Source organism: Aeromonas sp. 97A, from assembly GCF_051919185.1.
GTDB classification, from domain to species: domain Bacteria; phylum Pseudomonadota; class Gammaproteobacteria; order Enterobacterales; family Aeromonadaceae; genus Aeromonas; species Aeromonas veronii.
Map to the genome: position 1 here is coordinate 3492537 of NZ_JBQBFF010000001.1, position 24964 is coordinate 3517500.

Genomic DNA, 24964 nt, shown 5'->3' on the forward strand with positions numbered 1-24964 from the left:
ATATATCTCCCAATTTGTGTAGGGCTTATTATGCACGCTTAAAAATAATAAAAGCAGACTTGACCTGATAGTTTGGCTGTGAGCAATTATGTGCTTAGTGCATCTAACGCCGGAGTTAAGCCGCCGCGCGTAGCGCGGTCGGCTTGAACGAATTGTTAGACATCATTTACCAACTGACTTGATGATCTCGCCTTTCACAAAGCGAATAAATTCTTCCAAGTGATCTGCGCGTGAGGCCAAGTGATCTTCTTTTTGTCCCAGATAAGCTTGCTTAGCTTCAAGTAAGACGGGCTGATACTGGGCAGGTAGGCGTTTTATTGCCCAGTCGGCAGCGACATCCTTCGGCGCGATTTTGCCGGTTATTGCGCTGTACCAAATGCGGGACAACGTAAGCACTACATTTCGCTCATCGCCGGCCCAGTCGGGCTGCGAGTTCCATAGCTTCAAGGTTTCCCTCAGCGCCTCGAATAGATCCTGTTCAGGAACCGGGTCAAAGAATTCCTCCGCTGCCGGACCTACCAAGGCAACGCTATGTTCTCTTGCTTTTGTAAGCAGGATAGCTAGATCAATGTCGATCATGGCTGGCTCGAAGATACCCGCAAGAATGTCATTGCGCTGCCATTCTCCAAATTGCAGCTCGCGCTTAGCCGGATAACGCCACGGGATGATGTCGTCATGCACGACAAGGGTGACTTCTATAGCGCGGAGCGTCTCGCTCTCGCCAGGGAAAGCCGAAGCCTCCATAAGATCATTGAGCAATGCTCGCCGCGTCGTTTCATCAAGCTTTACGGCCACAGTAACCAACAAATCAATATCGCTGTATGGCTTCAGGCCGCCATCCACTGCGGAGCCGTACAAATGCACGGCCAGCAACGTTGATTCCAGATGGCGCTCAATGACGCTTAGCACCTCTGATAGTTGGTTCGAAATTTCGATGGTCACCGCTTCCCTCATGATGTCTAACGGGCGAGGTAAGCCGACCGCAGAATGCGGGTCGGCTTGACCGAAATGTTAGAACCAGAAGCCAAAACGGATAACTTGAATTTGGCGACGGGCGCTAACCGTGAAAAAACGCTGCGCCACCGAGGCGGCACAGCACTGCAAAAACGATAGCTGCTTGCGCTTGCTACGCAAGGGCTAGAGGCCAAAAAGACTGAAAACCTGCGCAGCCCATGCAGGCGAAGCCCGGAAAAAAGGCAAAACAGGCACTGAATAACGCCTGAAAAGCTAAATGCCGTTTGAATAAACATGAGCTAAATAAAGCTGGGTTTCAGTGGTGCTAACGTTGGACGTAACGAGAGCCGGAGCGCAGCGGAGGGAACCAAAATGCGCAGCATTTTGGCGTCCCGTTGACGGAATGGTTAGCCGTTTCGACGCGCATAAACGGAGTGGGTGTACGGAATTACAGCTTGAATGGTTTCGGTTGAGACAAGCTCGAATTCTGTTTCGTTGAGCATTGGGAAGAAGGCGTCACCCTCGAAGGTTTGATGTACCTCAGATAGAAACACGCCGTGGGCGTGAGGTAGTGCCAGAGTGTATATCTCAGCTCCGCCCGCGACGTAGAGTTCATTGCCGAGTTCGGATGCCAAAGCGATAGCGTGCGACAGCGTTGAAACAACTACGCAGCCAGTGGCGCGGTAGTTAGCTTGGCGTGAGATTACCAATGTGTGACGGTTCGGTAGAGGCTTGCCGATAGACTCAAAGGTCTTTCGCCCCATGACAACGACTTTTCCCTCAGTGAGTCTGCGAAAAATCTTCTGCTCACCCGGAATTTTCCAGGGGATATTAGGACCATTGCCAATAACCCGATTGGCTCCCATCGCAGCAACGAGATAAATGCGTACTGATTCCGAGTTCATATGGCTAACTTTGTTTTAGGGCGACTGCCCTGCTGCGTAACATCGTTGCTGCTCCATAACATCAAACATCGACCCACGGCGTAACGCGCTTGCTGCTTGGATGCCCGAGGCATAGACTGTACAAAAAAACAGTCATAACAAGCCATGAAAACCGCCACTGCGCCGTTACCACCGCTGCGTTCGGTCAAGGTTCTGGACCAGTTGCGTGAGCGCATACGCTACTTGCATTACAGCTTACCAACCGAACAGGCTTATGTCCACTGGGTTCGTGCCTTCATCCGTTTCCACGGTGTGCGTCACCCGGCAACCTTGGGCAGCAGCGAAGTCGAGGCATTTCTGTCCTGGCTGGCGAACGAGCGCAAGGTTTCGGTCTCCACGCATCGTCAGGCATTGGCGGCCTTGCTGTTCTTCTACGGCAAGGTGCTGTGCACGGATCTGCCCTGGCTTCAGGAGATCGGAAGACCTCGGCCGTCGCGGCGCTTGCCGGTGGTGCTGACCCCGGATGAAGTGGTTCGCATCCTCGGTTTTCTGGAAGGCGAGCATCGTTTGTTCGCCCAGCTTCTGTATGGAACGGGCATGCGGATCAGTGAGGGTTTGCAACTGCGGGTCAAGGATCTGGATTTCGATCACGGCACGATCATCGTGCGGGAGGGCAAGGGCTCCAAGGATCGGGCCTTGATGTTACCCGAGAGCTTGGCACCCAGCCTGCGCGAGCAGCTGTCGCGTGCACGGGCATGGTGGCTGAAGGACCAGGCCGAGGGCCGCAGCGGCGTTGCGCTTCCCGACGCCCTTGAGCGGAAGTATCCGCGCGCCGGGCATTCCTGGCCGTGGTTCTGGGTTTTTGCGCAGCACACGCATTCGACCGATCCACGGAGCGGTGTCGTGCGTCGCCATCACATGTATGACCAGACCTTTCAGCGCGCCTTCAAACGTGCCGTAGAACAAGCAGGCATCACGAAGCCCGCCACACCGCACACCCTCCGCCACTCGTTCGCGACGGCCTTGCTCCGCAGCGGTTACGACATTCGAACCGTGCAGGATCTGCTCGGCCATTCCGACGTCTCTACGACGATGATTTACACGCATGTGCTGAAAGTTGGCGGTGCCGGAGTGCGCTCACCGCTTGATGCGCTGCCGCCCCTCACTAGTGAGAGGTAGGGCAGCGCAAGTCAATCCTGGCGGATTCACTACCCCTGCGCGAAGGCCATCGGTGCCGCATCGAACGGCCGGTTGCGGAAAGTCCTCCCTGCGTCCGCTGATGGCCGGCAGCAGCCCGTCGTTGCCTGATGGATCCAACCCCTCCGCTGCTATAGTGCAGTCGGCTTCTGACGTTCAGTGCAGCCGTCTTCTGAAAACGACAACTCCAACTTTGCCACGAACGAACAAAGTCAACATTTTCAATAAGTTGATTGAATACCAAGACCTTCAGTGCCATGCTGAAATCATGTTCATTGGTGGAGTAACACGATGGATGCGTTCAGTTGGGGAATGGTAGGCTTGCTGGCCTTCTTCACGCTTGTCTTCGTGTGGAGTCTGTATAGCTACAAGGCGCATGCAAAAGAGAGACACCATGAAACCGATCGCTGATATCGCCCTCATGGCGGTGGTTGCGCTGGGCTTGATGGCACTTGGCGACACGGTGTTTGCATGGCTGCTGATCTGCCTGCCACCGGTTTACTGGTGCTGGCCAATACTGGCCTGGGCCACCAGGCGCCCCATCACGGCCAGGTTGCAGTTAATGGCTCTTGCTGCACTCACCTGCTGGCACTGGCCCGCCGGGCTGTTCACTGCGCTGAGCATCGCACTCATCTGGACAGCGAAAACCCTCAAGACAACCCCACGCCCACAGCGCAAGGGTGGGCCGGTCATAAAAAATTACTACTTCTGGAGCTAACTGCGTGTCTCCTTGGCCACACTGGCGATAAGGTACCTTGAGCAACCAAGCATCTCCTGAATCACGGAATAACTGTGGCCTGTCACCAACAGCCTAGCGATGTGCTGACGCTTCTTCTCATCCTTCTGCCTACCACGGTATTTCCCTTCATCCCTGGCCTTGGCAATACCCTGCTGCTGCCTGCGACGGCGATCTTCATAGTCTTTACGAGCGACGGCTGCGAGCATATCCAACAGCATGCCATTTACAGCCTGCAAGATGGCGCTGGTGAACTCGGAGCGGCTGTCCCCCTGTAATGCCACCCAGGAAGTCGGAAGCTCAGGAGAAACGATGGAGAGCTGTTTCTGTGCCAAAAGCTGCTTCAGTGTTTGCCAATCCGTCTGATTGAGACGGGCCAGACGATCAATCTGCTCTACCAGCACAATGTCACGATCTGCAGCGTCGCGGATCAGTCTCATAAGCTCAGGCCTGTCCAGCGTCGCCCCCGACTCATTCTCTACATAGAAACTGGCAATTTGATGGCCATGCTCAGCAGCAAAACCAATCAGCAGCTCTCGTGCCCGCTCAGCATCCTGTTCCACTGTCGATGCACGTAAATACGCCCGTATGAACATTGAAACTCCCATCGGTCTGTTTAAACTGGTTCCCAATCATTGGTTCAATATAAGTGGTTTCAATATGATTTTCGAGAGGGTATTAAGTGGTTTTTATGGGGTATACCTTTTTAGAACCACCACATGACGATCGAAACACAACCTTTCGATAGCCTTTTGATCTGACAGCACAAACTTTAAGTGTGATTCGTCATCACAAAGTCGCTTTTGAGTTGTATTTGAGTATTTAAGCGACGTTGCTCACTATTCCTGATCTGCTGAATGGGATGCCAAAGGAGGAAATCTACAGAAGCTGGGCTTTGAGGTGAGTCATCTTTTCGACTCACCGAACAAGCCAGCAGCCAAGCGCAGCGCGGCAGTTCTTTACCCCATGGCTTGGTAATCTCCCCGTCTGCGGTTCTCTTACCCGCTATAGGGGATAAATGTTAAATACCTCCTATGGCGTGTAAATGATACTTACCCTCTATAGCAGGTAAATATTGATATACCTGCCATAGCGTGTAAATTGGAAGAAGGCACGCTACCAGGTTGTCGAATCATGAAAGTAACCAGCGCCAAGCAGCTGAGCGCCTGTATCAAGGATGCCAGGCTTTCTCAAAAGCTCTCTCAAGGCAAAGTGGCCGAGAAAGTGGGGATTAGGCAAGACACAGTCTCCAGCTTCGAACTCAATCCTGAGTCCACCAAGCTGGAAACCCTGTTCAAGATCCTCGCATCACTCGAATTGTCACTGGACATCAAACCCCGCAATGAGTCATCCGATAGTCCGGCATCGGGCTGGAAGGAGGAGTGGTAATGGCCAATCTGGCTGTCTACATGAACGGCTATCGGGTAGGCACATTCACCAAAACTACCAGCGGCGCCCATCAGTTTCAGTACCATGAGTCATGGCTGGCACAACCGGGCAGCCGTCCCATCTCACTTTCCATGCCATTGCGCCATCAGGCCTACCGGGGCGATGAAGCCTATAACTTCTTCGATAACCTGCTGCCAGATAATATGGAGGTGAGGAACAGGGTTGTAGCACGCTATCAAGCGGCATCAACTCAGCCCTTCGATCTGCTCAGTTGCATTGGCCAGGATAGCGTAGGGGCATTACAGCTGGTTACCGAAGGGCACGACGTTCCAGATGTCAGGCGAATCGACTACAAAGCACTTTCCGATGGCGAGCTCGAGCAGATCCTGACCAGCTACAAATCAGGAATCCCTTTGGGGATGGTCAGAGAGCAAGAGGAGTTCCGGATCTCTATCGCCGGAGCGCAAGAAAAGACAGCGCTGCTCTATCTCGATGGCCGTTGGTACTTGCCACTCAACGCAACGCCGACAACCCACATTATCAAACTCCCTATTGGCAAGATTGAAAGCCACTCCTACTCGATAGACCTCTCCCAGAGCGTAGAAAACGAATATCTCTGCACTCTGATTGCCAAGGAGTTTGGTCTACCCGTACCTCACTGCTTCATGATGCAGGTTGGCCAGGTCAAAGCACTGGCTGTGGAACGCTTCGACAGACGTTACGCTGCCGATCGCAGTTGGATCATGCGCCTTCCCCAAGAAGATTTCTGTCAGGTATTGAATGTTCCGTCAGCACGGAAATACGAGAGCCATGGAGGACCGGGGATCACTGACATCATGAAAACCTTGCTGGGCTCTGCGACACCAGAACAGGATCGCTACCTGTTCATGAAATCTCAGGTGCTGTTCTGGCTGCTGGCGGCCACCGATGGCCATGCAAAGAACTTCTCGGTCTTTATTGAACCGGAAGGGCGTTTTCGCCTGACCCCTTTTTACGACATCCTATCTGTCTATCCAGTGTTTGGCGGCCGAGGTCTACACCCACGCGATGCAAAGCTGGCGATGGGCCTGACCGCGACTAAGGGCAAGAAATATGCGATAGAGCAGATATTTCCTCGCCATTTCTATCAGACTGCCAAAGCGGTTGGATTTGAAAGGGTTCAAATGGAAGTGATCCTAAACGAAATGGCCAGTAGTCTGGATGAAGTGATCTCGGCCGTCCGTCAGCAGTTACCAGATACATTTCCCGCCCAGATTGCGGACTCGATTCTGGATGGGCTCAGCACCAGAGCGCAGCGTTTAACTCGGTAGTCAACCAAGTGAAACGAATCCTGGCCAGAGACAAAACATAAGCACCAACCATTGCAACCTTATATCTAGGCCCAATTTTCCCGGTTTCCCACTTTTCCCACCTCTACTTGGCCTGCGTGGGGATGGTTCAACATAAACAGGGGCTATCACCATTGCCTGGGTAGTACTTTGGGTAGTTTTTTCTTAAAAAATAATAAAAATTACACCATGCATTTGATTTTTATAAAAATTAACACCACATCATGCAATCAGATCCAGAACATCGAATGATGGGTCGCTGACTATCCGGTTGTTGCCTGCAAAAGAGCCCTTGATTCCTCAAGGGCTCTTTTATTTTCTGGCCATGAGATTTCCACCAGTGAGCCAACGAGCGAGAGACGCCCTAGCCTATAGGCATCACCAGTGCCGGTTGGTGCGGGTCGCTCAGCCGTTCGGCCAGATAGTCAACCAGCAGCCGTACCTTGGGGGAGAGGTGGCGGTTGTGGGGATAGAGGGCCCAGATCCCCTCCGCCGGCGCTCGCAGTTCCGGCAGCAGCTCGATCAGCTCCCCCCGGGCCAGATGGTCACTCACGTAGTAGTCCGGCAGCTGGATGATGCCGATCCCCTTGAGCGCCGCATCCAGCAGGGCATGGCCACTGTTGCACTGCAACAATCCGCGCACCCGCACGCTGTGGGGGCGGCCATCCAGGGTGAAGTGCCACTCGTCGCTATTGCCCACCAGACAGGTGTGGCGGGTCAGCTCGGAGAGGCTGTTGGGCATGCCGTGGCGGGCGGTGTAAGCCGGTGAGGCGCAGACATAGGGCACCCGCTGCGCCAGCTTGCGCGCCACCAGCGTCGAATCCTTGAGATGGCCGAGCCGCAGCGCCAGATCGTAACCCTCATGCACCAGATCCAGCAGCTGGTTGGTGAGGTTGAGGGTCACCTCCAGCTGGGGGAAACGCACCATAAAGTCATTCACCAGCGGGGCGATGCGGCTCTCGCCGTAGGAGACGGGGGCCGTGATGCGCAGGGTGCCCTGCGGCACCGCCTGATGGCGCCCCACCGCCAGCTCCGCCTCGTAGAGGTTGTCGAGCAGCTGACGGCAGTGGCGATAGTAGATCTCGCCAAGCTCGGTGAGCCGCACCTGGCGGGTGGTGCGCAGCAGCAGCTTGGCCTGCAGCCGATCTTCCAGCTGTGCCACCTGACGGCTCACTTGCGCCACCGACACTCCCAGCTTGCGCGCCGCCGGGGTAAAGCCCCCCTGCTCCGCCACGCTGACAAATTCACAGATCCCTTCCCAGCCGAACATTATTACCTGTGTGTAAAAGTGATTTCAGATTTCGCCTTATTATCACCAAATAAGCGGGAAACTACACTGAATGCCCAAACTCATCTCTGTTCACCCTGCTCAACAAGAAGGATGTCATTTATGACGCAGGTTCAAAGCATCAAGTGTAAAGCCGCCATCGCCTGGGGTCCGGGTCAGCCCCTCTCCATCGAAGAGGTGGAAGTCATGCCGCCACAAGCGGGCGAGGTGCGGGTGCGCATCGTCGCTACCGGTGTCTGCCACACCGATGCCTTCACCCTCTCCGGTGAAGATCCGGAAGGGGTCTTCCCCTGCATTCTCGGCCACGAAGGGGGCGGCATCGTCGAATCGGTCGGCGAAGGGGTCACCAGCGTCAAGGTGGGGATCACGTGATCCCGCTCTACACCCCCGAGTGCGGCGAGTGCAAATTCTGCAAATCCGGCAAGACCAACCTCTGCCAGAAGATCCGCGCCACCCAGGGCAAGGGGCTGATGCCGGACGGCACCACCCGCTTCTCGAAAGATGGCCAGCCCATCTATCACTACATGGGCACCTCCACCTTCAGCGAATACACGGTACTGCCGGAGATCTCCATCGCCAAGGTGGACCCGGCCGCCCCGCTGGAAGAGGTCTGTCTGCTCGGTTGTGGCGTCACCACCGGCATCGGCGCCGTGATGAACACCGCCAAGGTGAAAGAGGGTGAGAGCGTCGCCATCTTCGGTCTGGGGGGCATCGGCCTCTCGGCGGTGATCGGGGCTCGTCTGGCCAAGGCCGGTCGCATCATCGCCATCGACATCAACGAGAGCAAGTTCGAGCTGGCCCGCAAGCTGGGCGCCACCGACTGCATCAACCCGAACGACTACGACAAACCGATTCAGGAGGTGATCGTCGAGCTGACCGACGGCGGCGTCGACTTCTCCTTCGAGTGCATCGGCAACGTCAAGGTGATGCGTGCGGCGCTGGAGTGCTGCCACAAGGGTTGGGGCGAGTCGGTCATCATCGGCGTGGCCGGAGCGGGTCAGGAGATCAGCACCCGTCCGTTCCAGCTGGTGACCGGTCGGGTCTGGCGCGGCAGCGCCTTCGGCGGGGTACGCGGTCGCAGCGAACTGCCGAGCTATGTGCAGCGCTACATGCAGGGCGAGTTCCGTCTCGATGACTTCATCACTCACACCATGGGGCTTGAGCAGATCAACGAGGCGTTCGATCTGATGCATGAAGGCAAGAGCATCCGCACCGTCATCCACTACTGAGCATGATCGCCCCGCCCGCCATCGTGGGCGGGGTACAGGAGTCCTTCGATGAATCTGGAGATTATCAGCAGCAACAAGAGCTTCGGCGGCTGGCACAAGCGCTATCGCCACCACGCCAGCGTGCTCGGCTGCGAGATGAATTTTGCCATCTATCTGCCGCCCCAGGCCCTCACCGGCCAGAAGGTGCCCGTACTCTACTGGCTCAGCGGCCTCACCTGCACCGATGAGAACTTTATGCAGAAGGCGGGCGCCCAGCGCATCGCCGCCGAGCTTGGCATCGCCCTGGTGGCGCCGGACACCAGCCCCCGCGGTGACGGCGTAGCGGACGACCCCGGTTATGACCTCGGCATGGGAGCAGGCTTTTACGTCAATGCCAGCCAGAGCCCCTGGCAGGCTCACTACCAGATGTATGACTACGTCACCCGCGAGCTGCCCGATGTGATAGAGACCCACTTCCCGGTCTCGACCCGACGCGCCATCAGCGGCCACTCCATGGGCGGTCACGGTGCGCTGATCGCCGCGTTGCGAGAGCCCGGTCGCTACCGCTCGGTGTCGGCGTTCAGCCCGATCTGCCATCCAAGCCGCTGCCCCTGGGGCCAGAAGGCGCTCGGTGCCTACCTCGGCAGCAATCCGCTGCTGTGGCAGGAGTGGGATGCCTGCCAGCTGCTGCGCCACCAGCCGGTTACACCGCTACCAACGTTGGTGGATGTGGGGCTGGATGATCCCTTCCTCGCCGAGCAGCTGCATATCGATGCGCTGGCCGAAGTGGCCGCCAGCAAGGAGTGGCCGCTGGAGCTCAACCGCCACGAGGGCTATGACCATAGCTACTACTTCGTGGCGAGCTTTATCGAGGCGCACCTGCGCTTTCACGCCCGCCACCTCTGATCAAAACAGGCCCGTTGCGGGCCTGTTTCAGTTGTGGTGATCGGTTGATATCAGCTGCCCGCGCGGGTCACGCCGCCGGAGCCTGCGATCTGCTGCTCTACCTTGGGATCGCCCCAGTAGGCGATGTTGCCTGAACCGGCGATGCCGACTTTCAGCGTCTCCTGCGCCCGCACCGCCACATCACCGCTGCCGGCGATATTGACCTCTACCTCGTTGCCGCGCATCTCGCTCCCGAGCACATCACCAGATCCGGCAATGTTCAGCTCGATGGCCTGTGCCGAACCGCTGCCCAGCTCCAGACTGCCAGTGCCAGCGATATTCCCTTCCAGCCGTTTCAGCTCCAGCTGACTGGCGACGATGTCACCGGTACCGGCCACCGACAGCACCAACGAATCCCCCTTGAAGCCGCTCAGATCGCCGTTGCCGGTACCTGCCAGCGCCATTTCACTGAGCTCTGGCAGGGTGATGGTGATCTCCAGCGGTTCGGTAGGCCGCAGTCGGTAACCATCCTTCACCTCGATCTCCAGCTTGCTGCCGCGCTCGGTCAGCTCCAGATACGGCAAGAGATTTGCCTGCCCCTTGATCAGGATCCCGCGCTGCTCCCCCGCCACCAGATGGAGTGTAGCTGGAGTTCCCGCCAGCACCCGGGTCACCCGCTCGCCCAGCGCCTGCTGGCGCTCGACCGGGACACCTTCCCCCTTGATCTCGGTGTCGGCAAAGACGTTGCAACCTCCCATCACCAACGCCACCAAGACGCCAATCATCCACCGCATAACTGTTCTCCTTTTTATTTATTGATAAGCCACCTAACAGGACCTGTTCGAAACCACAAAAATAGAGGCCGTATGAAACCACAGATAGCAATGGCCATGCCAGAAGTTAACTATATGATTTTCAATAAAAATAAAATCAACAGTAAGAAGTGGTACGCATTAAAAAGAGCCATTTAGACCACCATTTGGCGAATCTGACCATCCCCTAACAGGCAGGTGGAGAGCTGGCTGGCGAGCCGTCCTGCCGGTCGCTACGCTGACAAGCCATGGAAGTTTTGGATTGCCCTGCCGGTCTGTTGAGCCAATAGTGGTACTTCGTGCGTACCAAGCTCTCCATTGCGGTAATGTCATTACCACTGTCTTGTCAGTCTTCACTGCCAACAAGGAGTCAGAGCGTGACCCAAGCAAGCCCTCTCTATTCCACTGCCACCGGTCTGCCGGAGCCGACTCGCACCCCGTTGCTGACCGGCAGCGAGCCCGAGCAGAAACGGCGCGAGCTGCTCACCTACTTCTGCCAGACCTTCGATCTCTACGACTCGCTGTTCGACTGTCTGGCCGATGAGCGGGCCTGGTTCAACAAGGCAATCCCGCTGCGCCACCCGCTCATTTTCTACTACGGCCACACCGCCGCCTTCTTCATCAACAAGCTGCTGGCGGCGCGCCTGATCGACCAGCGGCTGGATGCCCGCATCGAGGCCATGGTCGCCATCGGGGTGGACGAGATGAGCTGGGACGATCTGGACGAGACCCACTACGACTGGCCCAAAGTCAGCGAGCTGCGCAGCTATCGGGCCAAAGTCCGTTCGCTGGTGTGCGATTTTATTCGCCAGATGCCGCTCACTCTGCCCATCGACTGGCAGAGTCCGGCCTGGGTGATCCTGATGGGGATAGAGCACGAGCGCATCCACCTCGAGACCTCCAGCGTGCTGATCCGCCAGTTGCCGCTCGCCAGGGTGCGGCCGCAGCCTTATTGGCCCGCCTGCACTGAAGCCCGCCACCGCATTGATCAGGTACCCGCCAACAGTCTGCTGCCGGTGGCCGGCGGCAAGGTGCGCCTTGGCAAGCAGGACGCCACCTACGGCTGGGACAACGAATATGGCGAGCGCCAGATCGAGCTGGCCCCGTTTCAGGCCAGCCGCATGCTGGTGAGCAATGCCGAGTACCTCGCCTTCGTCCAGGCGGGCGGCTACGGCCAGCAACCGTGGTGGGATGAGGAAGGCTGGGGTTGGTGTCAGTATGCCAGGGCGCAGATGCCCACCTTCTGGGTGGGTGATTCCACCAAGCCCGAACAACTGCAGCTGCGGCTGATGACCGAGCAGGTCGCCATGCCCTGGGACTGGCCGGTCGAGGTGAATCAGCTGGAAGCGGCTGCCTTCTGTCGCTGGAAGGCGGCTCGGACCGGACTCCCCATCCAGCTGCCGAGCGAGGCGGAGTGGATGCTGCTGCGCGAGCAGCTACCCGGCGATCAGCCGGACTGGACACAGGCCCCCGGCAATATCAATCTGGCCCGTTTTGCCTCCTCCTGCCCGGTGGATGCCTGCCCGCAAGGGGAGTTCTTCGATCTGGTGGGCAATGTCTGGCAGTGGACCAGCACCGCCATCGATGGCTTCGACGGCTTTAAAATCCACCCGCTCTACGACGACTTCTCGACCCCCACCTTTGATGGCAAGCACACCCTGATCAAGGGTGGCAGCTGGATCAGCACAGGTAACGAAGCGCTCAAATCATCCCGTTACGCCTTCCGGCGTCACTTCTTCCAGCATGCGGGTTTCCGCTATCTGGTCTCCCGTTATCAGGAACCCGTTATCGTGAATCCCTATGAAACCGACACGCTCGTAGCCCAGTACCTCGACTTCCAGTACGGCCCGAGCCACTTCGGGGTAGCCAACTACGCCAAGACGCTTGCTGATCTTGCTGGCGAGCTGTGCAGCAACCACCAGCGGGCACTGGATATCGGCTGTGCCACCGGCCGCGCCAGTTTCGAACTGGCTCGCCACTTCCAGCATGTGGACGGGGTCGACTACTCGGCCCGCTTCATCGATGTGGCGCTGGCCCTCGCCAGCCAGGACAGTTTCCGCTACGCCATTCCGCTGGAGGGTGAACTGGTGGAGTATTGCGAGGCGCGCCTGTCGAGCCACGGGCTGGGGGCAAGTCAGGCTGAGCGCATCCACTTCAGTCAGGGGGATGCCTGCAACCTCAAGCCCAAATATGACCACTACGATCTGGTGCTCGCCTCCAACCTGATCGATCGGTTGCGGGAGCCCGCTCGCTTCCTGCGGGATATCGCCCCCCGGCTGCGCAGCGGTGGCCTGCTGGTGCTCACCAGCCCTTATACCTGGCTGGCGGAATATACCCCGCCCTCCAACTGGCTCGGCGGCATTCGTGAAAACGGCGAGGCGCTCACCACCTATCAGGCGCTGCAACGGCTACTGGCGGCGGAGTTCGAGGAGCACTGCCCGCCCCGGGATGTGCCTTTCGTCATCCGCGAGACCGCCCGCAAATACCAGCACACGGTGGCGCAGCTCACCGTCTGGCGCAAACGCTAGCACGCCGGTCGGCATGCAGATGAGAAGAGGGAGGCCAACGGGCCTCCCTCTTGTTATGGCAATAAAAACGGCGCGAGTATCAATGCCCCTGCTCGTGATAGCGGCGGGCCAGCACGGCGCAGACCATCAGCTGGATCTGGTGGAAGATCATCAGCGGCAGCACCATCATCCCGACGCTGGCGGCCGGGAACATGACGTTGGCCATCGGCACCCCGTTGGCGAGACTCTTCTTGGAACCGCAGAAGACGATGGTGATTTCGTCCGCCTTGTCGAAGCCGAGGCGACGGCTGATCCAGACGTTCCAGCAGAGCACCAGCGCCAGCAAGACGCAGCTCAGCAGCACGATACTGGCCAGATCGTACCAGCCGACCTGGTGCCAAATCCCCTGTACCACCGCCTCGCTGAAGGCGACGTAGACCACCAGCAGAAGGAGCTCTGATCCAGCTTGCCGATGAGCGGCCGATGGCTATCGACCCAGCGACCGATGAGCGGACGCGACAGGTGGCCCACCACAAACGGCAGCATCAGCTGCATCATGATGGACTGGATGGAGTGCCAGGTGTCGATCCCCTCCCCCTGCACGTGGATCATCATCCCCACCAGCACCGGCGAGAGGAAGATGCCGAGGATGCTGGAGGCCGAGGCGCTGCACACCGCCGCCGACACATTGCCCCCCGCCATAGAGGTGAAGGCGATAGCCGACTGCACGGTGGCAGGCAGGGCACAGAGATAGAGGAAGCCGAGGTAGATGGCCGGGCTCAGCCAGCTCGGTACCAGCGGCGTGAGCAGCAGCCCCAGCAGCGGAAATAGCACGAAGGTGCTGAGCATCACCACCAGATGGAGCCGCCAGTGACCGAGGCCCGCCAGCAGGTTCTGGCGCGACAGCTTGGCGCCATGCATGAAGAACAGGAGCGCCACCGCCAGCTTGGTCAGCAGACCGAACCAGACGGCCACCTGACCCTCGCAGGGAAAGAGGGAGGCCAGGGTGACCACCGCAATCAGCACAACAGTAAAGGGATCCAGACGCACGAAAGGTCTCCATCAGAAGGGCATCCTGCTGCCGTGGCGGCAGTCAGGATTGGGGAGGACAAGAAACAGAGCGGGAGATGTCTGGCACCTCCCGCTAAAACGAACCTCCAGCTTACCTCGATATCGAAGCGGCGCAACGTTGTGCAGCGGTTAATTGTTCATCAATGCTTAACGCCTTTGCTTTGTCGAATAGCGGAAGTTGATGACCCGCGGCCAGATAGCGCCAAACCGGCGCGAAATGGATAAAAAACGGGCGACCCAAGCCGCCCGTTCCGCTTTTTCACCCAGCCGATCAGCGCTGGCTGGCCAGCTTGCCGTTGCCGGTTTTCTTCTCATTGCCGGCGAGCTTGCGGGCCTGCCGCTTCTCGAAGCGGGAGATCCACCAGTAGGCCAGCGCCGAGAAGACCGCGGTCATAAAGACGTTGATGAAGAAGGCGCGCACCAGATCCACCCCGGCCGGGAAGGCGGAGGCACTCATGCTCACCACGAAGATGGCGATCAGCACTGACACCACGCCCATCCCGAACTTGCGCGACCCCATGCGGAAGTCACGGGGGGTGTCGTCATGTTTCCAGCGGAACACGAAGTAGGCCACCATGATGAAGATCGGCGGCAACATGGCGGTGCCGGCGGTGAGGTTGATGGCGGTGTTCATCATCTGCTGCACCGACTCGGAGCCGAAGCCGTTGACCACCAGCATCGCGAACACGAAGACAAACTGCCACCAGGCGGCGCGCACCGGCACGCCGTGCTCGTTGAGCTGGGTGGTCTTCTCGCCGTAAACCCCCTGCGGGATCTCGGAGAAGTGGATCTTCACCGGCGCCGAAGTCCACATCATCATGGAGCCGAACATGGCGATGAACAGCACCACGCCGACGAAGCGGCCCACCAGCGCCTCGGAGAGCCCGAAATACTGCGCCATGCCGGTGAAGATCTCCACCATGCCGCCGGCATAGGTGAGGCTCTCGCGCGGTACGAACACGTTCACCAAAAGGGAACCGACCGCATACATGGCACCGATGACGATACCCGCACTGATGATCACCTTGATGAAGGACTTCTGGCCGCCCTTGACGTCATTGAGGTAGGCCGCTGCGGTCTCGGCACCGCCCGCCGCCTGGAAGATCCAGCACATGATGCCGAGCGTCGCCCAGTTGACGGTGGGAGTCATCGCCTCCAGCGTGATGGGCTGGGCTGGCACATGATCCCCACTCAGAGCCATCAGGGCGCCCAGCACATAGATGGCGAACAGGGCGAAGACGCCGTAGGCCACGATCTCGGCAATCTTGCCGAGCCAGCTCGCCCCCTTGGTGGAGATGTGAGTCGCCGCCGCAAACAGCACGATGGAGATGATCGAGGTGACCATGGGCGAGAAGCTGTACTCATAGCCCAGCATGGCGTAAGAGGCATAGGCGATGACGTTGGGCAGCAGGGAGACAAACCAGAACAGGTTCACGAACCAGTAGAGAAACGAGCCCAGATAGGCCATTCGGGTGCCGAGCGGTTTTTTCAGCCAGTCGTACATCCCCGACTCGGAGTTTTTATTGGCCGAGACGAACTCGGCGATGATGAAGACGAACGGGATGAAGTAGACGATGGTCGCCAGCAGGAAGATGGGGGCGGAGCTGAGCCCCAGCTCGATGTTGTTGTTGACGATGTTGCGCACATTGAACACGGCGGCAAAGGTCATCGACAACAAGGCAAACTTGCCTATGGTGCCGCGTACGGATTCAGACATGGTGTCCTCCAGTGGACTTGCGCTCCCTGCGGGGAGCGCTGTGACTCTGTGATGTGTTCGGCAAGGGTCTGTCGGCCCCGCGCTTTACTCTCTTGTTATGATCGGGCCGCGTGCACGGCCTCGTTGCTGAACCGGTACCGTCTCCCGCACCGGCTCGCAATACCATTCAGACGATCGGAGTGCCCGGCGCCATCGGCACCCGCGGTTGCAACAGCACGCTCTGGCTCTCGTCCGGGGTCTCGGCGCACAGCAACATGCACTCGGATCGCTCACCGCGCATTTTGGTGGGCTTGAGGTTGGTCAGTACCACCACCTCGCTGCCCATCAGCTCCTCTTCGCTGTAATAGGGCACCAGACTGGTGACGGTCTGCAGCGGCCGCTCGCCACCCACGTCGATCTGGACGATGTAGAGTTTGTCGGCCCCGGGGTGACGCGCCACCTCCAGTACCTTGCCCACCTTCATCTCGACCCGTTTGAATTCGGCAAACTCGATCGTCTCGCTCATGCTCTTTTCCTTTTCTGGTTCAACGGTTTGCGGGTGGCCAACGGCCACCCGGTTTGATTGGGATTAAAAGCCGTGCCTATGGCGTCTGCATGGCAACCTGCGCCGCCGGCTGGGCCTCTTTGGCGCGCGCTTCGGCACTGAGGGAGGCCTCGTATCTGTTGTATTTCCACCAGGCGAAGCCGAGGAAGATCACGATCCCGCCGACGTTGTAGAAGATGATGGTCATGATGTCGGCACCGGTCGGGAAGGTGGAGGCGAGGAAGCCCACCGAGAATATGGCGATCAGCACCGACACCACGGTGATGCCGGTGGTGCGCGAACCCATCTTGAAATCCCGCGTCAGGTGGTCGAGCTTTAGGCGCAGATTGAGGTAAGCCAGCATGATGAACAGCGGCGGCAGCATGGAAGCGGCAGCGGTCATGTTGATGACGGTGTTCATCAGATCCTGCGCAGTGTTGGAGCCCAGGGTCGGGATCACCATCAGCGGCAGCACGATGAGGTACTGGATCCAGGCTGCGCGGGCGGGCACGCCGTTCTCGTTCAGCTCGACCGTCTTCTTGCCGAAGATGCCGGCCGGGATCTCGGAGAAGAAGATCTTCACCGGGGTCGCCGTCCACATCAGCAGAGAGCCGAACATGGCGGTGAAGGAGACCAGACCGACGAAGCGGTTCATCAGGATCTCCGGCAAGCCGAAGTAGGCCGCCAGCCCTTCAAACACCTGCACCGAACCGCCGGTATATTTCAGGGTGCCACTCGGCACGAATACGTTGATCAGAAGCGATGCGATGGAGTAGAGCACGCCGATAAAGATCCCGGCGATGATGATCACCTTGACGAAGGATTTGGAGCCCCCCTTCACATCATTGACGTAGACCGCCACCGACTCGGCGCCACCGGCCGCCATAAAGATCCAGGTGGTAATACCCAGGAAGGCCCAGCTGAAATCGGGGACCATGGCCTCTACCGTGATGGGGTCAGCCGGTTGCACGCCGCCCACCAGTGCCGCACCCGCCAGCAGAATGTAGGAGAGGGTCAGCAGCAACATCAGGGACGAGGTCACAGAGGTGATGGGGCCGAGCATCTTGGCGCCGTTGGTGGAGACGTAGGTGGCAAAGGCGAACAGCACCATGCTCAATGCCGTGGTCGCCACCGGGGTAAGAATGTACTCGTAGCCGAGGAAGGCATAGGAGGCGTAGGCGATGACCCGAGGCAGCAGCGAGGTGAAGAAGAACAGGTTCACGAACCAGTAGGTGTAGGCCGAGATAAAGGCCCAGCGACCGCCGAGGGAGCTCTTCACCCAGGCGTAAACCCCCGCTTCGGAGTTCTTATTCAGTGACACAAATTCCGCAATGATGAGGCAAAACGGAATGAAGTAAAAAATGGTGGCCAGAAAGAACATCGGGGCCGAGGCCAGACCGATTTCGATGTTGTTGTTGATGACGTTGTTGAAGCTGAATACCGCCGCGAAGGTGAGCGACAGCAGACCAAACTTGCCTATCGTATTGCGTTTGGAATCAGACATGGTGCATCTCCAGACCTGTAGTTATCTAGCGAAAGAGCGGGGCATGGGTTGTAGGGTGAGCCCCGCCCTTCCGGCTTTTATCAGTGCAGAACCGGCGGCTTGTTATTTGTTCTTGAAGTAGCCGCCTTCGACGGTGACCTTGATGATCACCTTGCGCACCGGCCCGTCGCCGACAAACCTGTAAGCCTCGTCGTTCTCGAAGATCACCACCTGCCCGTTGCCGACCCGCTGGCGCTCACGCACCTCACCGGCCAGCCACTCGCGGTCTGTGGTGTCGTCATAAGCCTGCTCGACCGCCAGCTCCGATTTGGGGGCCCACTCCACCGTCTCAGCTCCTTCCAGGTAGTAGTGGACGTCGAAGTAGCGGCGCTGCCCCTCGAACAACGAGGTGGCCGGGCTGGCCCCCTCCTGCAAGCGGTAGGTGAGGGAGTCACCGATGGAGTGGCAGATGCCGGGCTTGAGGTTCGGCAGGTTGTTGATGGCCTCCACGCAGCGGCCCCACTTCTTGCCCTCCCGGTAGATGTTTTTGAACAGGGTCAGGTTGTCCAGGGTGATCATGCGAGGTTCCTCCCGCCGTTGATGGTGAGATCGAGCCCGGCCAGCGCAGCCGGATTGAGGTTGCCACGGGCGATGGGCAGCAGGGTCAGGCCGAAGCTGAACGGCTCGAAGCGCACCCGCCAGGAGTCCAGCACCTCGGAGCCCCAGGAGTTGGAACCCAGCCCCAACACCTTGTGATCCAGATTGAGGGTGAGATAACCGCTCGGTTCCAGCTCGTTGATGTGCTGCGCCGCGTGGATATGCTCCCAGCTGTAGGGCCAGACGCTCAGGTTGACGGGGGCATCGGGCCGCACGTAGAGACCGGCGCCGTGGCGGTTGGTCAGGGTCGCCCAGCGCACCTGCTGGCGGTTGCCGTTGTCCTGCGGGAAGGGGTAGTGCTCCCACATCTCGCTGACTGTGCTCTGGAAGCTGTCGATCCAGTTGCTCTGGCGGCTGTCCTGATAGTTTTCGCCCGGCCCCATGCCGTAGTAGTGCACCCGGTCGAGATCCTGACGAATGCCCAGCTCGAAGCCGATCTTGGGGATGATGTCGTCATAACCGCCGTAGGGCTGACCGGACAGCGCCACGTGCAGTTGGCCGTTCGGGCTAAGGGTATAGACGTAGCGGCAGCGCATGCCGAAGTCGAACACCGGCGGCGCGATCAGACTCTCGATCGTCACCTCGACCGCCTCGCCCAGCTGACGCCAGCTCAGAGTGCGGAAGTGCTCCTGCATGATCTGCAGGTGGTTCGGGTGCCACAGGCTCTCGTACTCCTGCTTGTGGTTGTCGATCATCGGCTTGAAGAAGGTGAGGCGCGGCGAGCGCTCAATCAGCTCGATACCATCCTGCTGCCAGCTCACCAGCTTGCCGTCGAGGCGCGAGAAGCTCAGGGCGAAGCCGCTGCCGCTGCCGCTCAAGGTCAGCGCGAGGCGCTCGTCGGCAATCTGCAACGCAGTGGCGTTGGGGTTGGCAAAGGGCTGCAGCTGGCGAGTCGATGCCTTCAGTTGGAACTGGTACTGGCCCAGCTCGTGTTCCGCCGCGCTATAGCGGGTGGCGGTGGCCTTGATGACCCGCAGCTGGACGAAGGTTTCCCTACCATCGAGGGATGGCAGTTCGAGTTGCAGCTCTGTGGTGGCACCGGGGGCAATCCCTTCCAGCCGGATTTGCTGGCTGGCCAGCAGTTCGCCCTCGGCCTTCACCTCGACCCGCAAGCGGATATCGTCGAGAGTGGAGAACCAGTAGCGGTTTTCCACCGCCAGCTTGCCGCTCGCCAGATCCAGAGCGCGCACCTTGACCGGGCAGATCACCTGCTTGTATTCGCGCAGGCCAGGCCCCGGGGTCTGATCCGGATAGATGAGGCCATCCATGCAGAAGTTGTAGTTGTTGGGGTAGTCGCCGTAGTCGCCGCCGTACTTGTAGACGGGGCGGCCCTGTTCGTCCTGATCCAGAATGCCGTGATCGCACCACTCCCAGATGTAGTGACCCTGAATGTGGGGATGACGGTCGAACACCTGCTGATATTCGCTGAGGCCACCCGGGCCGTTGCCCATGGCGTGGGCGTATTCGCAGATAATGCGCGGCTTCGCCATCGGGAACTCGCCGAAGCAGTTCATCTGGGAGACCCGGGAGTACATGGTACTCACCACATCCACCACCTCGGCATCGCGATCCTCTTCGTAATGCACCAGCCGGGTCGGGTCGATCCCCTTGCAGCGCTGGTACATGGCTTTGATGTTGCAGCCGTAGCCGGACTCGTTGCCGAGCGACCAGATGATGATGGAGGGGTGGTTCTTCTGGGCGTGAACATGGCGCTCGATGCGATCCACGAACACCGGCTCCCAGAAGGGGTCGTCGGTGATGCGGCTGAGATCGCCGACGTTGGCAAAACCGTGAGTTTCCACGTCGGTCTCCGCCATCACGAACAGACCGTACTGGTCGCACAGCTCGTAGAAGCGCGGGTCGTTCGGGTAGTGGGCGGTGCGCACCGAGTTGAGGTTGTGCTGCTTCATCAACACGATATCGCGCTCTACTCGGTCCATACCGACCGCGCGGCTCTTGAGGTGGTCGTTGTCGTGACGGTTCACCCCGTGCAGCTTGAGGTAGTGGCCGTTGACGTAGAAGAGGCCATCCTTGACCTTGATTTCACGCACCCCGACTCGCTGCGGGATCACTTCCAGCAGCTCACCCCGACCGTTGTAGAGGGAGAGTTGCAGCTGGTAGAGGTAAGGATCTTCGGCGCTCCACAGATGGGGATTGGCCAGATCCAGCGTGAAGCGGCAATCACACTTGCCGTCGATGGCGAGATGGTCGAGTGTGCCACTGGCGATCTCGCTGCCCTGATCCAGCAGTGACCAGACCAGACGGTGCTCACGGGCTGCCGCCCCCAGATTTTCCAGCTGGATATCGCAGCTCAGGGTAGCGCTCTGATTGTCATCGGCCAGCGTGGTGCGGATGAAGAAGTCCTGCACATGGGCGGCCGGTTTGCCCACCAGATAGACATCGCGGAAGATCCCCGCCATCCACCACATGTCCTGATCTTCGATATAGGTGGAGTCGGCCCACTGCATCACCCGCACTGACAGCAGGTTCTCGCCAATGTTGGCGTAGGCACTGATATCGAACTCGGCGGTGAGACGGCTCCCCTTGCTGAAGCCGACATAGTGGCCGTTCACATAGACCTCGAAGTAGGTCTCCACCCCGTCAAACTTGATGATCACCTGCTCCCCATCCCAGGCCGGGCTCAGCGTGAAGCTGCGCTGATAGGCACCGGTGGGGTTGTTGGTCGGCACGAAGGGCACGTCGATGGGAAAGGGAAAACCCTCGTCGGTGTACTGCAGATTGCCATGCCCTTCCATCTGCCACATGTTGGGCACGGTGATCTGGCCCCACTCGCTCATGGGGCTGTGATAGAAGGCCTCCGGCACCTGCAGGGGGTGGTCGAAGTAGTGGAACTGCCACTGGCCGCCAAGGCTCAGAAAACGGCGGCTCAGCTCGCGCTGCATGGTGGCCGCCAGCGCGTGGTCGGCATAAGAGAAGAAGTAGGCGCGCGGGGCCAGCCTGTTTTCACCAACGAATTGGACGTTTTCCCAGTTATTCACATGTCCTCCCGGAACAAGGCAACTTTGACTGGGTAAACTCTAGATAAACATTTACTAAATATCAGCTTTGAATTGGTAAAGTTTTAACCTAATCACAATGAACAGATGGTTTTGTGAGCGAGATCAGAAGCAGGAGATAAAGGAGGGCAAGATATGGATGAGTGGCATGGATGTTGATAGCAGTTGGCTGAGCTGCAATAAAATCAACTATAAAACAATATGATATGACGTTATGGGATGATATAGGAAAGAGGTTTGCTTGGGAGAGGTGTCGCACCACCGCAAGATGGTGCGACTAAAAAGCAGAATTTTTTACTAAAATCAGCGGGTGGTGCCACGCAGGGTCAGCTTGCTCGGTACCAGCACCCGGAGTGGAATATCACGCTCGTCTCGCAGCCGCTCAACCAGCAAATTGACCCCCTGGGAGCCCATCAACTCGGAGTGGATCCGCACCGTGGAGAGCGGCGGGAAGGTGAACTTGGCGGTCGGAATATCGTTGACGCTGATAAGCTCGATCTGCTGGGGAATCGCCAGCCCCTTCTCGTGAATGGCACGCAGCACACCGATGGCGATGGAGTCGGAGGCGACGAACAGCGCCTTGGGCCAATCCCCTGCCAGCATCTCCTTCGCCAACTGGTAGCCGGAAGCGCTGGAGAAGTCCCCACGATAGAGATCGCTTTCCTGCACCACCCCCAGCCGCTGACCATAATCCCGGAAGGCCAGTTCGCGCAGATCCGGATTCTCATCCTGGCCACCGATATAACCGATGCGGTGGTGTCCCTGAGCGATAAAATAATCCACCACTTGCTGGCTGATCAGGGCGAGATCCACATCGACCGAGTCGAACTCTCCCTGTGAACGGCAGTCGACAAACACCAGCTGGCCAGAACAAGCCCTTAGCTGGACGAGACGTTCGGCTGTTAGGGTACCGACTACCAGAATGCCATCCACGGCGCTCAATTCACGCCCTTCACCACAGTTGTAGAGATGGGTCAGTTCGATATTGAGGCGGGCACTCTGGGTCTCGATGCCATAACGGATAGCGAGATAGTAAGGGTCGTTGACCTCGGTACTCTGGGGATAGGCATAGACCACCAGAAAGTGCAGCTTGCTCTTGTGTACCCCCTTGCGGGCGCTGCTGGTCTTGTACTCCAGCCGTTCGGCAATCTCGAAGATCCGCTGCTTGGTCTCTTCCTTGACGCTCAGGCTGGGATCCTCGTTCAGTACCCGGGATACCGTGGCGAGAGAAACTCCCGCTTCCTGTGCAATTTCCTTCAACGTAGCCATCAATACCTCGCTGGCAGCATCACGTGTTAATCGGCAACGGCTAAAGAGTAACGGGCAATCCCTTGATAGCCCAGCACTTTTACTAAAATCCCGATGGCATGGCAGATTTTTGGAACACAGAAATGCAAAAAGGCCTCCCGAATGGGAGGCCTCTTCTAAATAGGTGCCTGACAGTGTCCTACTCTCGCATGGCGAATGCCACACTACCATCGGCGCTACCGCGTTTCACTTCTGAGTTCGGCATGGGATCAGGTGGTTCCACGGCGCTATTGCCGTCAGGCAAAAGCTTTTAAAACTAACTTGAAAATGGTGCTGATACCCAGAATCGAACTGGGGACCTCATCCTTACCAAGGATGCGCTCTACCGACTGAGCCATATCAGCACACTAACCGGTAAAGACCACGCTGGGCGTAATCTTGAAATTGGGTGCCTGGCAGTGTCCTACTCTCGCATGGCGAATGCCACACTACCATCGGCGCTACCGCGTTTCACTTCTGAGTTCGGCATGGGATCAGGTGGTTCCACGGCGCTATGGCCGCCAGGCAAATTCTTCAATCTGAGAAAGCTGATGTAAGTAATTCGTTCATTCGCTACAAGGCCAGAAACACTTCTTGGGTGTTGTATGGTTAAGCCTCACGGGTAATTAGTATGGGTTAGCTCAACACGTCGCCGCGCTTACACACCCCACCTATCAACGTTGTGGTCTCCAACGGCCCTTTAGGACCCTCAAGGGGTCAGGGATGACTCATCTCAGGGCTCGCTTCCCGCTTAGATGCTTTCAGCGGTTATCGATTCCGAACTTAGCTACCGGGCAGTGCCACTGGCGTGACAACCCGAACACCAGAGGTTCGTTCACTCCGGTCCTCTCGTACTAGGAGCAACTCCCTTCAATCATCCAACGCCCACGGCAGATAGGGACCGAACTGTCTCACGACGTTCTGAACCCAGCTCGCGTACCACTTTAAATGGCGAACAGCCATACCCTTGGGACCGACTTCAGCCCCAGGATGTGATGAGCCGACATCGAGGTGCCAAACACCGCCGTCGATATGAACTCTTGGGCGGTATCAGCCTGTTATCCCCGGAGTACCTTTTATCCGTTGAGCGATGGCCCTTCCATTCAGAACCACCGGATCACTATGACCTACTTTCGTACCTGCTCGACCTGTCCGTCTCGCAGTTAAGCTGGCTTATGCCATTGCACTAACCTCCTGATGTCCGACCAGGATTAGCCAACCTTCGTGCTCCTCCGTTACTCTTTGGGAGGAGACCGCCCCAGTCAAACTACCCACCAGGCACTGTCCGCGAGCCCGATTCAGGGCCCTGCGTTAGAACATCAAACATACAAGGGTGGTATTTCAAGGACGGCTCCAGCGCAACTGGCGTCACGCCTTCAAAGCCTCCCACCTATCCTACACATGTAGGTTCAATGTTCAGTGCCAAGCTGTAGTAAAGGTTCACGGGGTCTTTCCGTCTAGCCGCGGGTACACCGCATCTTCACGGCGAATTCGATTTCACTGAGTCTCGGGTGGAGACAGCATGGCCATGGTTACACCATTCGTGCAGGTCGGAACTTACCCGACAAGGAATTTCGCTACCTTAGGACCGTTATAGTTACGGCCGCCGTTTACCGGGGCTTCGATCAAGAGCTTCGCTTGCGCTAACCCCATCAATTAACCTTCCGGCACCGGGCAGGTGTCACACCCTATACGTCCACTTTCGTGTTTGCAGAGTGCTGTGTTTTTGATAAACAGTCCCAGCCATCTGGTCACTGCGACTCCCAACTGCTCCATCCGCAAGGGACTTCACTGTCAGGAGCGAACCTTCTCCCGAAGTTACGGTTCTATTTTGCCTAGTTCCTTCACCCGAGTTCTCTCAAGCGCCTTGGTATTCTCTACCCGACCACCTGTGTCGGTTTGGGGTACGATGACTTGTAATCTGAAGCTTAGAGGCTTTTCCTGGAAGCAGGGCATCAATGGCTTCCACACCGTAGTGTGTTCGTCTCGTGTCTCAGTGTTGTGTCTCCGGATTTGCCTGG

The 24964-nt window shown here is 58.1% G+C and carries 18 protein-coding genes, 1 tRNA gene, 3 rRNA genes and 2 pseudogenes (1 of these 24 running past the window's edge); 7 read left to right on the top strand and 17 right to left on the bottom strand.

Features of this window, described 5'->3' with window-relative positions:
- Positions 1 to 162 precede the first annotated feature (162 nt).
- From ACTG27_RS15840 to dfrA12, 3 genes are all read right to left on the bottom strand, one after another.
- Positions 163 to 954 carry an ANT(3'')-Ia family aminoglycoside nucleotidyltransferase AadA2 gene (locus ACTG27_RS15840; RefSeq protein WP_001206356.1) on the bottom strand — a complete coding sequence of 264 codons (792 nt, stop codon included), beginning with the start codon at positions 952 to 954 and terminating at the stop codon, positions 163 to 165.
- A 5-nt stretch (positions 955 to 959) separates the two neighbouring features.
- Positions 960 to 1250: a DUF1010 domain-containing protein gene (locus ACTG27_RS15845; RefSeq protein ID WP_001336345.1), complete on the bottom strand. Its 291-nt coding sequence runs from the start codon at positions 1248 to 1250 to the stop codon at positions 960 to 962.
- A 111-nt stretch (positions 1251 to 1361) separates the two neighbouring features.
- Positions 1362 to 1859: a trimethoprim-resistant dihydrofolate reductase DfrA12 gene (dfrA12, locus tag ACTG27_RS15850; RefSeq protein ID WP_001083725.1), complete on the bottom strand. Its 498-nt coding sequence runs from the start codon at positions 1857 to 1859 to the stop codon at positions 1362 to 1364.
- 144 nt (positions 1860 to 2003) lie between these two features.
- Here dfrA12 and intI1 point away from each other — a divergent pair, with 144 nt between their 5' ends.
- Both intI1 and ACTG27_RS15860 read left to right on the top strand, forming a co-directional pair.
- Positions 2004 to 3017: a class 1 integron integrase IntI1 gene (gene intI1, locus ACTG27_RS15855; RefSeq protein WP_000845039.1), complete on the top strand. Its 1014-nt coding sequence runs from the start codon at positions 2004 to 2006 to the stop codon at positions 3015 to 3017.
- A gap of 412 nt (positions 3018 to 3429) precedes the next feature.
- On the top strand, positions 3430 to 3753 hold the full coding sequence (locus tag ACTG27_RS15860; RefSeq protein ID WP_101778626.1) for a hypothetical protein: 324 nt from the start codon (positions 3430 to 3432) through the stop codon (positions 3751 to 3753).
- Here ACTG27_RS15860 and ACTG27_RS15865 read toward each other — a convergent pair.
- Positions 3750 to 4367 (bottom strand): recombinase family protein, encoded by a 618-nt coding sequence (locus ACTG27_RS15865; RefSeq protein ID WP_031227892.1) that lies wholly within the window; start codon positions 4365 to 4367, stop codon positions 3750 to 3752. The two genes, ACTG27_RS15860 and ACTG27_RS15865, sit on opposite strands and share 4 nt — an antisense overlap.
- A 538-nt stretch (positions 4368 to 4905) precedes the next feature.
- Here ACTG27_RS15865 and ACTG27_RS15870 point away from each other — a divergent pair.
- Both ACTG27_RS15870 and ACTG27_RS15875 read left to right on the top strand, forming a co-directional pair.
- Positions 4906 to 5160, top strand: coding sequence for a helix-turn-helix domain-containing protein (locus ACTG27_RS15870; protein ID WP_370547102.1), 255 nt, complete (start codon positions 4906 to 4908; stop codon positions 5158 to 5160).
- Positions 5160 to 6470 (top strand): type II toxin-antitoxin system HipA family toxin, encoded by a 1311-nt coding sequence (locus ACTG27_RS15875; RefSeq protein ID WP_370547103.1) that lies wholly within the window; start codon positions 5160 to 5162, stop codon positions 6468 to 6470. The genes ACTG27_RS15870 and ACTG27_RS15875 overlap by 1 nt, the downstream gene beginning before the upstream one ends.
- 382 nt (positions 6471 to 6852) lie before the next feature.
- Here ACTG27_RS15875 and ACTG27_RS15880 read toward each other — a convergent pair whose 3' ends face one another.
- Complete coding sequence (locus ACTG27_RS15880; protein ID WP_042055364.1) at positions 6853 to 7758, bottom strand: LysR substrate-binding domain-containing protein; 906 nt, start codon at positions 7756 to 7758, stop codon at positions 6853 to 6855.
- A 120-nt stretch (positions 7759 to 7878) separates the two neighbouring features.
- Here ACTG27_RS15880 and ACTG27_RS15885 point away from each other — a divergent pair.
- Together ACTG27_RS15885 and fghA are read left to right on the top strand one after the other, a co-directional pair.
- Positions 7879 to 9005, top strand: a pseudogene (locus ACTG27_RS15885) (S-(hydroxymethyl)glutathione dehydrogenase/class III alcohol dehydrogenase).
- 48 nt (positions 9006 to 9053) lie between these two features.
- Positions 9054 to 9890 carry an S-formylglutathione hydrolase gene (fghA, locus tag ACTG27_RS15890; protein WP_123174019.1) on the top strand — a complete coding sequence of 279 codons (837 nt, stop codon included), beginning with the start codon at positions 9054 to 9056 and terminating at the stop codon, positions 9888 to 9890.
- 50 nt (positions 9891 to 9940) lie between these two features.
- Here fghA and ACTG27_RS15895 read toward each other — a convergent pair whose 3' ends face one another.
- Positions 9941 to 10663: a head GIN domain-containing protein gene (locus ACTG27_RS15895; protein ID WP_439979944.1), complete on the bottom strand. Its 723-nt coding sequence runs from the start codon at positions 10661 to 10663 to the stop codon at positions 9941 to 9943.
- Between the two features lie 395 nt (positions 10664 to 11058).
- Here ACTG27_RS15895 and ovoA point away from each other — a divergent pair, with 395 nt between their 5' ends.
- Positions 11059 to 13209, top strand: coding sequence for a 5-histidylcysteine sulfoxide synthase (ovoA, locus tag ACTG27_RS15900; RefSeq protein ID WP_439979945.1), 2151 nt, complete (start codon positions 11059 to 11061; stop codon positions 13207 to 13209).
- 79 nt (positions 13210 to 13288) lie between these two features.
- Here the strand turns inward: ovoA and ACTG27_RS15905 are convergent.
- From ACTG27_RS15905 to ACTG27_RS15955, 11 genes and pseudogenes are all read right to left on the bottom strand, one after another.
- A pseudogene (locus tag ACTG27_RS15905) lies at positions 13289 to 14238 on the bottom strand (bile acid:sodium symporter family protein).
- Between the two features lie 292 nt (positions 14239 to 14530).
- Positions 14531 to 15976, bottom strand: a complete 1446-nt coding sequence (locus ACTG27_RS15910) for an amino acid permease (RefSeq protein WP_040067598.1) — start codon at positions 15974 to 15976, stop codon at positions 14531 to 14533.
- Positions 15977 to 16142: 166 nt separating this feature from the next.
- The gene (locus ACTG27_RS15915) at positions 16143 to 16481 is read right to left on the bottom strand and encodes a tRNA-binding protein (RefSeq protein ID WP_439979946.1); all 339 of its coding nucleotides are present in this window, start codon (positions 16479 to 16481) and stop codon (positions 16143 to 16145) included.
- A 76-nt stretch (positions 16482 to 16557) separates the two neighbouring features.
- On the bottom strand, positions 16558 to 18003 hold the full coding sequence (locus tag ACTG27_RS15920) for an amino acid permease (RefSeq protein ID WP_439979947.1): 1446 nt from the start codon (positions 18001 to 18003) through the stop codon (positions 16558 to 16560).
- Positions 18004 to 18105: 102 nt separating this feature from the next.
- The gene (locus ACTG27_RS15925) at positions 18106 to 18561 is read right to left on the bottom strand and encodes a beta-galactosidase subunit beta (RefSeq protein ID WP_439979948.1); all 456 of its coding nucleotides are present in this window, start codon (positions 18559 to 18561) and stop codon (positions 18106 to 18108) included.
- Positions 18558 to 21638 (bottom strand): beta-galactosidase subunit alpha, encoded by a 3081-nt coding sequence (gene ebgA / locus ACTG27_RS15930; protein ID WP_439979949.1) that lies wholly within the window; start codon positions 21636 to 21638, stop codon positions 18558 to 18560. Before ebgA ends, ACTG27_RS15925 begins: the two co-directional genes overlap by 4 nt.
- A 321-nt stretch (positions 21639 to 21959) precedes the next feature.
- Positions 21960 to 22925, bottom strand: a complete 966-nt coding sequence (gene ebgR, locus ACTG27_RS15935) for a transcriptional regulator EbgR (RefSeq protein ID WP_123174027.1) — start codon at positions 22923 to 22925, stop codon at positions 21960 to 21962.
- A 165-nt stretch (positions 22926 to 23090) separates the two neighbouring features.
- Positions 23091 to 23205: ribosomal RNA gene (gene rrf / locus ACTG27_RS15940) — 5S ribosomal RNA — on the bottom strand.
- 27 nt (positions 23206 to 23232) lie between these two features.
- Positions 23233 to 23308 (bottom strand) — tRNA-Thr (locus ACTG27_RS15945).
- A gap of 46 nt (positions 23309 to 23354) precedes the next feature.
- Positions 23355 to 23469, bottom strand: a 5S ribosomal RNA gene (rrf, locus tag ACTG27_RS15950).
- A 79-nt stretch (positions 23470 to 23548) separates the two neighbouring features.
- Positions 23549 to 24964 (bottom strand): 23S ribosomal RNA (locus ACTG27_RS15955); it runs 1474 nt beyond the window's last position.